Source organism: Erwinia sp. LJJL01 (assembly GCF_047300805.2).
GTDB classification, from domain to species: Bacteria; Pseudomonadota; Gammaproteobacteria; order Enterobacterales; family Enterobacteriaceae; genus Erwinia; species Erwinia aphidicola.
Genome location: NZ_CP178576.1, coordinates 3356474 through 3371396, shown reverse-complemented (window position 1 = coordinate 3371396; position 14923 = coordinate 3356474). Strand labels below are relative to the sequence as shown.

General features: G+C 59.3%; 10 protein-coding genes and 2 pseudogenes. 5 read left to right on the top strand and 7 right to left on the bottom strand.

What is annotated here, in order from left to right:
• Positions 1-57: 57 nt before the first annotated feature.
• A complete protein-coding gene (gene bglX, locus ACLI4M_RS16715) occupies positions 58-2355 on the bottom strand; it encodes a beta-glucosidase BglX (RefSeq protein WP_048916643.1) in 2298 nt (765 codons plus the stop codon).
• Positions 2356-2544: 189 nt separating this feature from the next.
• Here bglX and dld point away from each other — a divergent pair, with 189 nt between their 5' ends.
• Positions 2545-4269: a D-lactate dehydrogenase gene (gene dld, locus ACLI4M_RS16710; protein ID WP_133624135.1), complete on the top strand. Its 1725-nt coding sequence runs from the start codon at positions 2545-2547 to the stop codon at positions 4267-4269.
• A 221-nt stretch (positions 4270-4490) separates the two neighbouring features.
• On the opposite strand, the gene ACLI4M_RS16705 is transcribed toward dld, so the two are convergent.
• Positions 4491-6926, bottom strand: coding sequence for a DUF3772 domain-containing protein (locus tag ACLI4M_RS16705; protein ID WP_133624136.1), 2436 nt, complete (start codon positions 6924-6926; stop codon positions 4491-4493).
• A 188-nt stretch (positions 6927-7114) separates the two neighbouring features.
• On the opposite strand from ACLI4M_RS16705, the gene ACLI4M_RS16700 reads away from it, so the two are divergent.
• Positions 7115-7633 (top strand): GNAT family N-acetyltransferase, encoded by a 519-nt coding sequence (locus tag ACLI4M_RS16700; RefSeq protein ID WP_133624137.1) that lies wholly within the window; start codon positions 7115-7117, stop codon positions 7631-7633.
• A gap of 437 nt (positions 7634-8070) precedes the next feature.
• Here ACLI4M_RS16700 and pbpG read toward each other — a convergent pair whose 3' ends face one another.
• Both pbpG and ACLI4M_RS16690 read right to left on the bottom strand, forming a co-directional pair.
• Entirely contained in the window at positions 8071-9024 is a 954-nt protein-coding gene (gene pbpG / locus ACLI4M_RS16695; protein ID WP_048916647.1) for a D-alanyl-D-alanine endopeptidase, read from the bottom strand.
• A 179-nt stretch (positions 9025-9203) separates the two neighbouring features.
• On the bottom strand, positions 9204-9791 hold the full coding sequence (locus ACLI4M_RS16690; protein WP_133624138.1) for a Yip1 family protein: 588 nt from the start codon (positions 9789-9791) through the stop codon (positions 9204-9206).
• Positions 9792-10016: 225 nt separating this feature from the next.
• On the opposite strand from ACLI4M_RS16690, the gene ACLI4M_RS16685 reads away from it, so the two are divergent.
• Positions 10017-10574 (top strand): DedA family protein, encoded by a 558-nt coding sequence (locus ACLI4M_RS16685; protein ID WP_187498383.1) that lies wholly within the window; start codon positions 10017-10019, stop codon positions 10572-10574.
• Positions 10575-10604: 30 nt separating this feature from the next.
• Here the strand turns inward: ACLI4M_RS16685 and ACLI4M_RS16680 are convergent, their stop codons facing one another.
• Complete coding sequence (locus tag ACLI4M_RS16680; protein WP_133624139.1) at positions 10605-11252, bottom strand: DUF1028 domain-containing protein; 648 nt, start codon at positions 11250-11252, stop codon at positions 10605-10607.
• 148 nt (positions 11253-11400) lie between these two features.
• On the opposite strand from ACLI4M_RS16680, the pseudogene ACLI4M_RS16675 reads away from it, so the two are divergent.
• Positions 11401-12294, top strand: a pseudogene (locus tag ACLI4M_RS16675) (ABC transporter substrate-binding protein); the annotation flags it as partial.
• On the opposite strand, the pseudogene ACLI4M_RS16670 reads toward ACLI4M_RS16675, so the two are convergent.
• Positions 12285-12473: pseudogene (locus tag ACLI4M_RS16670) on the bottom strand (8-amino-7-oxononanoate synthase); the annotation flags it as partial. The pseudogenes ACLI4M_RS16675 and ACLI4M_RS16670 sit on opposite strands and share 10 nt — an antisense overlap.
• Positions 12473-13504, bottom strand: a complete 1032-nt coding sequence (bioB, locus tag ACLI4M_RS16665; RefSeq protein ID WP_048916685.1) for a biotin synthase BioB — start codon at positions 13502-13504, stop codon at positions 12473-12475. The gene bioB and the pseudogene ACLI4M_RS16670, both read right to left, overlap by 1 nt.
• Before the next feature lie 89 nt (positions 13505-13593).
• On the opposite strand from bioB, the gene bioA reads away from it, so the two are divergent.
• A complete protein-coding gene (bioA, locus tag ACLI4M_RS16660) occupies positions 13594-14880 on the top strand; it encodes an adenosylmethionine--8-amino-7-oxononanoate transaminase (RefSeq protein WP_133624141.1) in 1287 nt (428 codons plus the stop codon).
• Positions 14881-14923 lie beyond the last annotated feature (43 nt).

Sequence of the window (14923 nt, the reverse complement as noted above, 5' to 3'; positions counted from 1 at the left end):
CCGGGCGCGTAGGGGGCGGGCATGCCCGCCCCATCGTTCAGGCATGCCCGCCCCTCGTTACAGGTAATCAAATTCCGCATCGACGGTGCGCGCTGAATCCAGCCCGATCATCACGCTGAATTTACCCGGTTCGGCCACCTGCTGCATTCTGGCATTCCAGAAGGTCAGCGCACTGACGTCAATCGGGAAGGTCACGGTTTGCGACTCTCCAGCCTTCAGCATAATGCGCTGGAAGCCCTTCAGCTCCTTCACCGGGCGGCTGATGCTCGCTACTTCGTCGCGCAGGTAGAGCTGCACCACCGTGGCGCCGTCGACCTTGCCGCTATTCGTGACCGTCACGCTGGCATTGACCGTGCCGTTACGCGCCATCGTTGCGGACGACAATTTCACCGGCGACAGCGTGAACGTGGTGTAGCTCAGCCCATAGCCGAACGGGAACAGCGGACCGTTCGCCTCGTCAAAATAGTGAGAGGTGTATTTGTTCGGCTTCTCATAGTTATACGGGCGGCCGGTATTCAGGTGGTTGTAATAAATCGGGATCTGGCCGACGGAACGCGGGAAGGACATCGGCAGCTTGCCCGACGGGTTGTAATCACCGAACAGCACGTCGGCAATCGCATTACCGCCTTCGGTACCTGGATACCAGCTTTCCAGCATCGCATCCGACTGCTCAAGCTGGTGGGTCAGCGCCAGCGCGCGGGCATTCATCAGCACCATCACGATCGGTTTACCCGTGGCTTTCACCGCATCAATCAGCTGCAGCTGGCTGTGGGACAACGTCAGGTCCGTCCGGCTGGAGGCTTCGTGCGCCATGCCGCGCGCTTCACCAACCGCCAGCACCACCACATCAGCTTTTTTCGCGGTGGCAACGGCTTCGTCCAGCATCTGCTGCGGCGTGCGCGTATCGATGGTGACGGCCTTCTCATACAGATTCAGGAAGTCCTGAATGCCTTTATCGTCGGTGACGTTTGCCCCTTTGGCATACAGCAGCGTGGCCTTGCCGGCGGTGGCATTTTTCATCCCCTGCAGCAGCGTCACGGACTGCTTCGCGACGCCCGCGGCGGACCAGCTGCCCATAATATCAATCTGGCTGTCGGCCAGCGGGCCAATCAGCGCCACGGTGCCGGATTTTTTCAGCGGCAGCGTCTCCAGACGGTTTTTCAACAGCACCATACTCTTGCGCGCAACATCGCGTGCTTCAGCGCGGTGCAGGCGGCTTTCGGCATTGGTATCCGCCGGGTCACTCCCCACCGGCCCGAGGTGGCTGTACGGGTCATTAAACAGGCCCATATCATATTTCACATTGAGCACGTGACGTGCAGCGTTATCAATCTCCTGCTCGCTCACCGCGCCGCTTTTCACCAGGCCCGGCAGATATTTGCTGTAGTACTCATCGCTCATGCTCATATCAATGCCGGACTGCAGCGCGATACGCACCGCGTCCTGCGGGTCACGCGCCACCCCGTGCTGAATCAGCTCTTTGATCGCACCGTGGTCGCTGATGGTAATCCCCTTGAAGCCCCAGTCATCGCGCAGCACATCCTTCAGCAGCCAGCTGTCGGCGCTGGCCGGTACGCCGTTCAGCGAGTTCAGGGCCACCATCACCCCGCCGCTGCCTGCATCCAGCGCCGCTTTGTACGGCGGCAGATAGTCCTGGAACAGGCGCTGCGGGCTCATATCCACCGTGTTGTATTCCCGCCCGCCTTCCACCGCGCCGTAGGCGGCAAAGTGCTTAACGCTGGTCATCACCGAGTAGCGGTCAGCCGGGCTTTTGCCCTGCATCGCCTTAACCATGGTGCGGCCCATCACGGACGCCAGGTAAGTATCCTCACCAAAGCCTTCCGACCCCCTGCCCCAGCGCGGTTCACGGGTGACATCAACCATCGGCGCCCAGGTCATGTTGAGGCCATCATCGGCGGCTTCATAGGCCGCAATGCGCCCAACCTGCGCCACCGCATCGGTGTCCCAGCTGGAGGCCAGTGCCAGCGGGATCGGGAACTGGGTACGCTGACCGTGGATCACATCATAGGCAAAGAACAACGGGATCTTCAGGCGGCTGAGCTGCATCACCTGGTCCTGCATCGCACGGATATCGGGACGCGTCACCGTGTTGAAAATCGCCCCGACCTGACCGTGCTGGATCATGTCGCGGATCGCTTCTTTCGGGTTATCCGGGCCGACGGTGATCAGCCTGAGCTGGCCAATCTTCTCATCGAGCGTCATTTTTTTCAGCAGCCCGCTGACGAAAGCGTCGCGCGCCTGCGGGGTCAGTTGATGCGGGCCGATAAGCTCTTCGGCAAAAGCGGGCTGCATAGACAGAGTGACGGCAAGGCTGACAGAACAAATCCATTTCATCAGATGATTTTCTCTCAAGTGACTAGGTTGTTTGATTTTTTTTACCCTGAGGTAACAAGTGGGTGCAGTGTGTCATACCTTGAGAATAGCAGCTAGTTTTCAGGTGATGAATCACAGCGCTCGCCTCCAGGGCTTTATTGCTCGCTCACGAGTGCTACAGTAAAGCGGTGATACTGACAAGGACATGACATGCACACCTCTCAACCCGCCGCACAAAAACTGATTGCTGAACTGGGCCGTATCGTTGGCCGCAACCATCTGCTCACCGAACCGGAAAAAACCGAACGCTACCGTAAGGGTTTCCGATCGGGTGAAGGCGATGCCCTCGCCGTGGTGTTTCCAGGCACTCTGCTGGAGCAGTGGCGTATTCTGCAAGCCTGCGTTGCCGCTGATGTGATTATTCTGATGCAGGCGGCCAATACCGGCCTGACGGAAGGCTCCACGCCGAACGGCAATGATTATCCGCGCGATATCGTGATTATCAGCACCCTGCGCATGGACAAAATTCAGCTGCTGGACGGCGGTAAGCAGGTGCTGGCCTTCCCGGGCAGCACGCTGTATCAGCTGGAGAAAGTGCTGAAGCCGCTGGGGCGTGAACCGCATTCGGTGATCGGTTCATCCTGTATCGGTGCCTCGGTGCTGGGCGGGATATGCAATAACTCTGGCGGCTCGCTGGTGAAGCGCGGCCCGGCCTACAGCGAGATGGCGCTGTATGCGCAGATTACCGCCGAGGGCAAACTGCAGCTGGTTAACCATCTGGGGATCGCACTTGGCAGCTCGCCGGAGCAGATCCTCAGCAAGCTGGATGATGAAAGCTGGCAGCCCGCTGACGTGCAGCACGATGAGCGCCACGCCTCCGACCCCGATTACGCCGAGCGGGTGCGCGATGTTGATGCCGATACCCCCTCCCGCTTTAACGCCGACGCACGCCGCCTGTTCGAAGCCAGCGGCTGCGCCGGAAAGCTGGCGCTGTTTGCCGTTCGCCTTGACACCTTTGCCAGTGAAAGCGCCCAGCAGGTGTTTTATATCGGCACCAACGACACGGCGGTGCTCGACCAGCTGCGTCGCCATATGCTCGCTAACTTCAGTAACCTGCCGGTGGCGGGCGAATATATGCATCGCGATATTTTCGATATCGCCGAGACCTACGGCAAAGATACCTTTGTGATGATCGACAAGCTCGGTACCGACAAAATGCCGCTGTTTTTCACCCTGAAAGGGCGTGCCGATGCGCTGCTGGCGCGTATCCCGTGGCTGAAGCCGCACTTCAGCGACCGCCTGTTGCAGAAACTGGCCGCGCTGCTGCCTTCGCATCTGCCCGCGCGCATGAAGCAGTATCGCGACCGTTTTGAACATCACCTGATGCTGAAAATGTCCGGTGAGGGCGTGGCGGAAGCGCGCGCCTATCTGCAAACGTTCTTCCAGCAGGCCGAAGGCGAATATTTCGAATGTGCGGGCAAAGAGGGGGCGCACGCGTTCCTGCATCGCTTTGCGGCGGCGGGTGCGGCGGTGCGCTATCACGCGGTGCACCATAACGAGGTGGAGGATATCCTGGCGCTGGATATCGCCCTGCGCCGCAACGACCGCGACTGGTTCGAGCGGCTGCCGCCGGAGTTTGATGCGGCGCTGACGCATCGCCTCTACTACGGCCACTTCCTGTGCCACGTGTTCCATCAGGACTATATCGTGAAGAAAGGCGTGGATGTGCACGCGTTAAAAGAGAAGATGCTGGAGATTCTGGCGGCGCGCGGCGCGGAGTACCCGGCCGAGCACAATGTTGGCCATCTGTACAAGGCCAAGCCGCAGCTGAAGGCGTTTTACCAGCAGCTCGACCCGACCAACAGTTTTAATCCGGGGATTGGCAAAACCACGCGTGCGAAACACTGGGGTGAGTGCGGATGCGATAAACCGTAACAGTCCACCTGTAGGGGCTGACCCTCTTTTTCGGTCAGCCCGCAACCAAAACCCGCTGCCGATCTGAACGTGACGACCGGAAAAAATGGTCTTCATTACGGATGGTGCAAACCTTCGGCACGGGACGACCGGAAAAAAGGTCTTCATTACGGCTGGTGCAAACCTTCGGCACGGGACGACCGGAAAAAATGGTCGTCCCCTACGGATTATCACGGGCCGGGTTATTCTTCTTTGGGTTCCTGCAATACCACCTGACCATTCTTGCGTTCAATGATCATGGTCTGCGGCGTGGAGAGCACCACGCCCTCTTTACGCAGGCGGGTAAGGATATCGAACAGCAGATCGCTTTTCGCCCCGCTCACCTGGCGCGGGCTGGCCACGTTACCGGTTACCGACAGCACAATGCCGCTGGTGGTCAGGTCTTTGAACGACACCGACGGCTCCGGGTTCTCGAGAATGCGCTCGTTTTCGTTATACACATCCAGCAGCAGCTGGCGTACCTGCTGCGGGTCGATATCCAGCGGGAAGGTCAGCGTAATGGTCGCTACGCCCTGCGCGTTGCCCATGGTGGCGTTGCGCACATTCTGTGAGATCAGCTGCGAGTTCGGCACAATCACCGTCGATTTATCGCTGAGCTGGATCTCAGTGGCGCGCACGTTAATCCGGCGAATATCGCCTTCGATACCGCTGATGCTCACCAGATCGCCGACCTTCACCGGGCGCTCGGTCAGCAGGATCAGGCCAGAGATAAAGTTCTTCACTATCTCCTGTAAACCAAAACCGATACCTACCGACAGGGCGCTGACGATCCACGCCAGTTTGTTCCACTGCAGGCCCATAATCGACAGCGTCATCAGGATCACCAGCACAAAGCCGATGTTGCTGAACAGCGTGATCAGCGAGACGCGCATGCCGGTATCCATGGTGGTTTTCGGCAGGAAGTCGTGCTCCAGCCAGCGCTTCACCGAGCGCAGCACCCAGATACCGACCACCAGGCAGATCAGCGCATTCACCATATGCGCCGGCACGATATTCAGCGACTCCAGCCCTTTACCGCCCCAAAACTCAATGGCTTTCTGCACCAGCTCAATCGGCGTTGAGCTACCGAAAGTGCCGTTGAGCAGCGCCATCGCAGCGGCCAGCACCAGCAGGGTTTTGCCGATAGCGCCCAGCACCGCGGCAATCTGCCCCAGGTGGCGCTCGTCAATATTCAGCGAGGTCTGGATACGCTTACCGGTGGCATTGTTGGTCGAAAACAGGCTTTCACAGCCGTCGGCTACCAGCTGGCTGAAGATATAGAAGGTGCCAAACACCAGCCCCATCCAGATCAGCTCGTAGCTCAGGAAGCGCGCCATGGTGATATAGCCGATCGTCAGCGCAATCATAATCGCCACGCCAATCAGCGTCAGCGCCATCTGGATCAAGCCGACCAGCGTCGACTTCGCCTCCGGCTGCTGCCCTTGCTGGATCATCCGGCGGCGCACGCGGTTAGTGCGCATGCTGATCGACAGCGCGGTCGCGCCAATCAACAGCGCGGTCATGCCGTTAGCAAAAATCGTCGTGCCAACGCTGGTGTTGGCGCTGCTGTTAAAAATTTCCACCGTCTGGAAGATAAACACCAGCGCGGCAGTGAGCGGCGGGAAAGGTTTTAACGCCATTGCCACTTCATTAGAGATATTGGGCAGGCGCCAGGACGGGCGGCGCGTGGAGAGGAAAGCGCGCCCCAGCCCGGCAATCAGCCCGCAGAAAATACTCAGGCCGACCAGCTTATCGGCGAAGTCGCGCACGTCATCGATCACTTCATCGTGACGGGTAAACGCCTGGTCGAGGAAGTTAAACGCCAGCACCACGGCAGCCAGCGTGGTCATCGCGGTGGCGGCCGCAAGGAAGCTGCGGCGCAGGCGCCCTTCCGGCAGATGATGGATGCCGACCCAGGCGAGGAACTCTTCCAGGTAACGGCGGCCCAGCGTGGCGACCAGCACGGCAGCCAGTAGCCAGGCAAGCGTGCCTAAACGCCAGCCAGGCTCCCAGGAGAGCGCGGCGGTTGATGTCAGCTCATCGACAAAATCACCGATCTTGCTGCTGTCATCGCTTTGGGTATTGAACAGCGGAGCCCAGAAGCGCGGGCCAAAGATGCTGCCCGCGTTGAGCGCCAGCTGGGTTTTCAGCGCGTCGCGTCGCAGGTTAACAATCTGTGCCGACAGATTAATCGAGCCACTTTTAATCGCTTCGGCCTGCTTGATCTGGTCGTCCATTTTGCTTTTCTGGTTTTCCAGCTTGGTACGCTTGCTGGTGACTTCAGCGGTCTCTTTCACCCCGCTGTCGGCCTTGGGGGCCGGGCCAAGCACCGCCAGCTGCGCCTGCAGCTGCGCACGCTGCGGGGTAATGCTCTGGACCAGGGTATCGGCATCGCCGGACAGCTCCAGCGCCATATCATTTAGCGCGCTGAGCTTGCTGTCGTTAGTCTCGCCTGAAACCTGCTGCTTGATTTTATCCAGCACTTTCTGCATTTTTGGCAGTTCGACGGCCGCATTGACCTTCGGTGCGGCATCCTCAGTTTGCTGCGAATCGCTATTATCGGCAGCCAGCACCAGCTGCGGGGAGAGTGCGACCAGCGCCAGCAGACAGATGCGAAGAAAAGTTAACAAGCCAGACATGAAAAAGGTTCCTGATACTGAAGTAGACGCTGCGATGCGCCAGTCAATTTGCCGGCTAGTTTATGCTTTTGCCCTGGCCGGGACTATAGGATTTGCGATGTAAAAACCTGTTCGCCGTCATAAGAATAATCTATGACCGCAACTTCAGCCGCCAGTGGCAAACTGAATAAAAAAAAGTGCATGGAGCAATGATGTCCCTTCCCGGTTCTGCCATGGTAGTGCGCGATGCCGCACCTGCCGATATTGACGCTATTACCCGTATCTATGCCTGGCACGTGCTGCACGGCTGCGGCTCGTTTGAAAAGATCCCGCCCGATGCCGTAGAAATGGCCGCCCGGCTGGCTAAGGTGCACTCATTCGCCCTGCCGTGGCTGGTGGCCGAAATCGACGGCGCGGTAGTCGGCTACTGCTATGCCACCCAATATCGCCCGCGCCCCGCCTACCGATTCACCATTGAGGACTCGGTTTATATCGATGCCGAAATGGCGGGGCGTGGCGTAGGTACGGCTCTGATGCAGGCGCTGATTGCCCGCTGCCAGTTGGGCAATTATCAGCAGATGCTGGCGATTATCGGCAACGGCGAGCGTAATGCGGGTTCGGTCAGTCTGCATAAAAAAATGGGCTTCGAGATTGTCGGCAACTTCCGTAAAGTCGGGTTTAAGCACGGCGAATGGCGCGATACGCTATTGATGCAGCTGGCGTTATAACGGACTGACCGAAATTGTGTCGAGCAAAAAAGAAGGTCGCCCCCTGAGGTATCCCCACAAAAAATTGTTCTGTATTTTATCGCTGGATGAGAGGTGCCCGGTTTCAGGAGGGAGGGCTGCTTTCCGCACCGGCATGAATACATCCCTGTAGCCTGGCTCACGGCCATCCCTGGCCGTGGGCCTGCTGCAATCAGCCCTCCCCCCTTGCACCCAAAGCCGCAGCGTCGCGGTTTGAAAGCCACAGCGAGCACGATGATAGCGGGGGATGGGCTCAGCCTGAGGTAAGCCGGACGTCACGCGGCAGGGATGCCGCATGCCGAGGCCCGCAGGGAGCGTCTTTTGCCGTTCCGGCGTGCTCAGGCTGAGCTCAGACCGGTTATCGGACGTTTAGCGATAGAAGTCATATCTGGGATACCTCACAGGTCGCCCCCTATAAATTAATCTACCGCGCTGTCATCCGGCGCACGGTTACTCACCATCTGCGAAGCTTTCTGCTTTTTATAGCTCAGCGCCGCCGGCGGCACCGGGGAGATCTTGCCGGTTTCCAGCCAGCTGCGCAGGCGGTTAGCGTCGGCAAAGTGGGTGTATTTACCAAAGGCATCCAGTACCACCAGCGATACCGGGCGCTGATTGATCACCGTGCGCATTGCCAGGCAGTGACCGGCTTCGTTGGTGAAGCCCGTTTTGGTCAGCTGAATATTCCAGTCCGGGCGATACACCAGGTGGTTGGTGTTGCGGAACGGTAGCGTGTAGGTCGGGTTGCGGAAGCTGGCCATATCTTCATGGGTGGTGCTCAGCTGGCCGATCAGCGGATAGCGCTTGGTGGCGATCAGCAGCTTGCTGAGATCGCGCGCCGTCGAGACGTTTTTGATCGACAGGCCGGTCGGTTCAACGTAGTGGGTGTTGTTCATCCCCAGCTCCCGCGCTTTGGCATTCATCGCCTTGATAAACGCATCGTAGCCGCCCGGATAGTGGTGCGCCAGGCTGGCCGCCGCCCGGTTTTCAGACGACATCAGCGCCAGCAGCATCATATTTCTGCGGCTGATCTCACTGTTCAGGCGCACGCGGGAATAGATGCCGCGCATCTCCGGCGTGTGGCTGATGTCTACCGCCAGCATCTCATCCATCGGCAGATGGGCATCGAGCGTCACCATCACCGTCATTAGCTTGGTAATAGAGGCGATCGGGCGCACCAGATCCGGATGGCTGGAGTAGATCACTTTATTGGTATTCATATCGACAATCATCGCGCTGCCGGAAGCAATTTCTGGCTGAGCGGCAGCGCCAGCCACCGCGGGCTGATGAGTACGGGCAGCAGCCGGCGTGAGGATGCTTTGAGCGGAACACAGCAGAACCAGACTTAACAGCGATAAACGAATTTTTGCAGGCATCGTAGAAACTTAACGGCTGATGATGACAGTGTGGATACCACACGCCGCTGCCCGCACTACAGCGGGGGCTGGCCTGCGCATAATACGCCGGATGTTAAGCATTTTCCTACAGGATATTCGTTTCCGGGCATTACCAAATCACCGCCGGTGGCCCGGCGGTTTTCAGCAACTTACCGCGTTCAGAACAGCTGGTAGCCGTAGCCCCAGATGACCACCGTCAGCGCCAGCAGCACTTCAAGTACCAGGATACCGATGGCCAGCGTCGAACCGGAAAAGCGCAGGCTCTCTTCGCGGTCGATACTCAGGAACAGGGGGATGCCGACGTACAGCAGATAGCCGGTATACACCAGCGCCAGTGCGCCAACCAGCACACAGAGCCAGACCAGCGGATAGAGCGCCACCAGCCCGCTGATAAACAGCGGCGTGGCGACGTATCCGGCGAATACCATGCAGCTGGCCAGCGAAGGCCGCTGTGGATAGTCACGCGCCATCCACCAGATCACCCGCCCCATCACCGCCACACCGGCCAGCATTAAGGCATAGAACAGGATAGCCAGCCCGAACGCGCTGGATAACGACAGGGGAATGGTGCGCTCGACGCCCACATCCCAGCCGATTTGCGTGGTGCCGATAAATGCGCATACCACCGGGATCAGAGCCAAAAGCAGCACGTGATGGGTGTAATGGTGAGAAACGGTTTCGTTCTCATTTTTGATGTCGCGCATCTCACGATTCGGATGCGCCAGCAGTCCCCAGACATGGTTCATATCATTACTCCTCTGAACATCGGACCGCCAACTGGCACTGTCCCGGGCGGCATCTCTTCAAGTATACGTGGCCTTGGGTTGTTTATTTTTCAACCGATGCAAATAGCGGGTAAGCACTTCATTTCAGAGTGAAAATAAAGTGCGATTTTGGCAATTTTAACGGCGGATTTACCAGGAACGGTTAGACTTAGCGGCTTGATGTCGAAATGGAGGCCTGAATTACCGATGGATGTGAACGCGTTAATTTCCCAGTATGGCTACTGGGCCCTGTTTATTGGCTGCCTGGCCGAGGGGGAGACATTTACTTTGCTGGGCGGCGTGGCGGCCCATGAAGGGCTGCTGCGCTTTGGCTGGGTGCTACTGGTGGCGATGTGCGGCGGTATCCTCGGGGATACGGCGCTGTTTTTCGTTGGCCGCCGCTACGGTGAGCCGATCCTGAAACGCTTTAAGAAGCACCAGAAACAGATCGATAAGGCCAACCGCCTGATCCGCAAGAGGCCGGTGCTGTTCGTGATTGGCGTGCGCTTCATGTACGGGCTGCGCATTGTCGGCCCGATTATTATCGGGGCCAGCCGCCTCAGCCCACGCAAATTTCTGCTGTTTAATGTGATTGGTGCCGCACTGTGGGCGCTGATTTTCGTTTCGCTCGGCTACCTTGGCGGCCAGGTGATCGCCCCGTGGCTGCATACGCTCGATCATCACCTGAAGCGTATTTTCTGGGTGGTGCTGGCGGTCGCGATTGTCTGGGGTATTCGCATTGCGCTGAAGCGCCGCGATAAGTAACAGCGGGCCGATCGAAAAAAAGATCGGCCCCTACGGAATACCTGTGGGTAGAGAGCGAAAAAAATCGGCGTAGGCCGGGGCGCGCACCTGTTTTAATACCTCAGCCAGCTGTTCCAGCGGCGCATCTGACCAGTCAACCCGCAGATCGATATCGGCATAGCGCCGCTGATGCCAGACTTTAAGCGCGGCAGAGCGAATGCCGCGCTGGTCGCCACCGGCCTGCTGTGCGGCATGCAAAGCCGCCAGCACACGGTCGGCCAGCGGTAAGTCGCTAAATTTCTCAAAGGCGTCAAGCATGGCGCCCGTCACCCCGGCGCCGACCAGCATATTGCCGGCTACCGCCACCTGTGTTCCCGCCACGCTGCCAAACCACGGCCCGCACAGACGACCGCTCCAGTGTGCGCTGCTGCCTGCGTTATCAATAATCAGCACCTGCCGCCGCTGGCACTGGTCATCCTCCTGCAACAGCCGGTGCAGCACCTGCCCGGCATTAAGCCCGCCCGCCAGCAGCTCAAGCCCGCGACTGCCGTACAGCGGATTGGTCAGCGCCTGAGTCGCGATAGCTCCTGTCCCGCTGCGGCCGTGGATCACCAACGCTCCCACCGCCGGACCGCCGGTTGCAGTGGCCGCTGCCAGCTCACCGCTTACGGCATCGCGCGCCACAATCGAAAAGGTCATCGCCCCCCCTTCTGCCAGTCAGATGAAATTTATATGGATAAATTATTGCACTCACCGCTATTTATACGCATAAATAACATACAGGACAAATTTTGTTCATCCGCGTGTTAACACTGCGGCCTGAACACTCTGCTTAACGAGGACCACCATGTTGAGATCGCTACGCACCGTGCTGCACTCTCTTCCCGTCTGCCTGAGCTTGCTGGCTACCCTGCCTGCGGCTTATGCCGATACGCCGCCTGGCGTACTGGTGATTGGCCAGGTGGCAGAACCGCAATCCCTTGACCCGCAGGTGGCTACCGCCGCGAACGACTCGCGCATTCTGGTGAATATTTACGACGGGCTGGTGCGTAACGCACCCGGTTCGCTGTCGATTGAACCGGCGCTGGCCTGCCGCTGGGAGATCAGCCCCGACGGGCTGAAATACACCTTCCATCTGCGCGACAACGTGAAGTTCCAGGATGGCACCCCGCTGGATGCCGACGCGGTGAAGTTCACCTTCGAACGGATGCTCAACAAGCAGCATCCCTACTATCACACCGGCCCGTTCCCGCTCAGCTTCTTCTTCTCGTCAATCGACCAGATCGCCACGCCGGATGCGCACACGGTGGTGTTTACCCTGAAACAGCCCTTTGCTCCGCTGCTCTCCAATCTCGCCACCCCTGCCGGGCTGATCGTCTCACCGACGGCGGTGAAAAAGTATGACAAAGAGTATGGCCGCCATCCGGTCGGCACCGGCGCCTTCAGTTTTGCCGAGTGGCAGGCCAATCAGCGCGTGGTGCTGACGGCAAATAAAAGCTACTGGGACGGCGCGCCACAGCTTGAGGCAGCCGTCTTCCGCCCCATCACCGATGGCAATACCCGCACCGCGGAGATGCTCTCCGGCGGCATTGATGCAATGGTGGAAGTGCCGCCGGATACGGTGAAAACCTTTGCCGGTAACCCGCAGTTTCAGATGCACCAGGCGGTTGGCCCACACGTGTGGTTCCTGCTGCTGAATACGCGCGAGAAGCCGTTCAACGACAAGCGCGTGCGCCAGGCGGCCACAATGCGCGCATCGTGGCTCAGCCCGAGGTAGTCGTTGGCAGAGAAATTGCGGTAATCATGGCCGTCGACCCGCAGGCTGCGCGCATCGGCGTATTCGTTCACCTGCCGCTGGCGATACTGGCCGTGCAGGCGGCGGGTTTCCAGCGCCTGCTTCATTCGCTGTGACCAGGCCATTATCGTGCCGCGTTGTAAAACAGGTCGTTATCGGCCGTCATCAGCTGCGCCGCCAGCGCCTGCTGCTGTTCGTTATCGCCGCGGTGGGTCTCCGTATGCTGCGGGTTGAGACCCAGCTTGCGGAACAGCAGCAGATCTTTGTCCTCCTCCGGGTTCGGCGTGGTGAGCAGCTTACAGCCGTAGAAGATCGAGTTGGCGCCGGCCATAAAGCACATCGCCTGAGTCTGTTCGCTCATCTGCTCACGCCCGGCGGAGAGCCGCACATGGGAGCCAGGCATCATGATGCGCGCCACCGCGATGGTCCGCACAAAATCAAACGGATCGACGTCATCGTTATCCGCCAGCGGCGTACCTTTCACCTTGACCAGCATGTTGATCGGCACGCTCTCCGGCGGGGTGGGCAGGTTCGCCAGCTGTACCAGTAGCCCGGCGCGGTCGCTGACCGTTTCGCCCAATCCGACAATGCCGCCGGAGCAGACTTTAATCCCGGCATCGCGCACCTTGCCCAGCGTATCCAGGCGCTCCTGGTAGCTGCGCGTGGTGATAATGCTGCCGTAAAATTCCGGCGAGGTGTCAAGGTTATGGTTATAGAAATCCAGCCCGGCATCGGCCAGGCGCTGCGCCTGCTGCTCGCTCAGCGACCCCAGCGTCATGCAGGTTTCCAGCCCCATCGCTTTCACGCCCTGCACCATCTTTTCCAGATACGGCATATCGCGCTCGTGCGGATTTTTCCACGCCGCCCCCATGCAGAAACGGCCGGAGCCGGCGGCCTTGGCCTTGCGCGCCGAGATCAGCACCTCCTCCACTTCCATCAGGCGCTCGGACTCCAGCCCGGTTTTGTAGCGCGCGCTCTGCGGACAGTATTTGCAGTCCTCCGGACAGGCGCCGGTTTTGATCGACAGCAGCGTACTGACCTGCACCTGGCGCGGGTCGAAATGCTGGCGGTGTACCTGCTGCGCCTCAAACATCAGTTCGAGAAAGGGTTTTTCAAACAGCGCCTGCGCCTGAGAAATAGTCCAACGATGTGCCATTGCTTGCTCCAAAAAAGTCTGTCATTTATCTTCACGGCCTGGTTATACTTGTAAACTAAATATTTTATTTTTGGTTTACAAGTGATTTTATGACCCCAGCCGATCTTGCCTTTGACCGTGACCACATCTGGCATCCGTACACCTCGATGTCCGCGCCGTTGCCCTGCTACCCGATCGTCGCCGCGCAGGAGACCTCGCTACAGCTGGCCGACGGGCGCCAGCTGGTCGACGGCATGTCGTCCTGGTGGTCGGCGATCCACGGTTATAACCATCCGCGCCTCAACCGGGCGCTGCAGGCGCAGATGGCGCAGATGTCACACGTGATGTTTGGCGGCATAACCCATCCGGCGGCGGTGGCGCTGTGCCGCAGGCTGCTGGCCATGGTGCCGCAGAATTTGCAGTGCGTGTTTTTGGCGGATTCCGGCTCGGTGGCGGTGGAGGTGGCGATGAAAATGGCGCTGCAATACTGGCAGGCGCGCGGTGAAAAGCGGCAGCGGTTTCTCACCCTGCGCCACGGCTATCACGGCGATACCTTCGCGGCGATGTCGGTGTGCGACCCGCAAAACTCGATGCACAGCCTGTATCAGGGCTATCTGCCCGAGCATCTGTTTGCCCCGGCCCCGGCCTGCCGCTTTGACGATGAGTGGCAGGAGAGCGATGCCGATGCGCTGGAGCAGCTGATCGTGGCACATCATCAGCAGATCGGCGCCGTCATCCTCGAACCGATCGTGCAGGGCGCGGGCGGGATGCGCTTTTATCATCCGCGCTATCTGCAACGGGTGCGCGCGCTGTGCGACCGCTATTCGCTGCTGCTGATTGCCGATGAGATCGCCACCGGTTTTGGCCGCACCGGCAGGCTGTTTGCCTGTGAACACGCGCAGATCGCCCCGGATATTCTCTGCGTTGGAAAAGCGCTAACCGGCGGCAGCATGACGCTCTCCGCCACGCTGACCAGCCGCCATGTGGCCGATACCATCAGCCAGGGCACTGCCGGCTGCTTTATGCACGGGCCAACCTTTATGGGCAATCCGCTGGCCTGCGCGGTGGCCGCCGAAAGCCTGGCGATACTGCAGGAGAACCACTGGCCTGCTCAGGTCGCCGCAATTGAAAGCCAGCTGGCCGCCGCGCTGCTGCCGTTGCGCGACCACCCTGCCGTGGCGGACGTGCGGGTGCTGGGCGCGATTGGCGTGGTAGAGACGCAGCGACCGGTGAATATGGCGGCGATGCAGCAGTTCTTTGTCGAACAGGGCGTGTGGATCCGTCCGTTTGGTCACCTGATCTACCTGATGCCGCCCTATATCATCTCCCCGGCGGCGCTGGCGCAGTTAACGCACGCCATCAGCGAAGCTATTGCTCATCCGGCCCTGTTTAATTAATCAGGATCGGCTCACCCTCCCGGCAGGCAAAAGCGTGATGCGC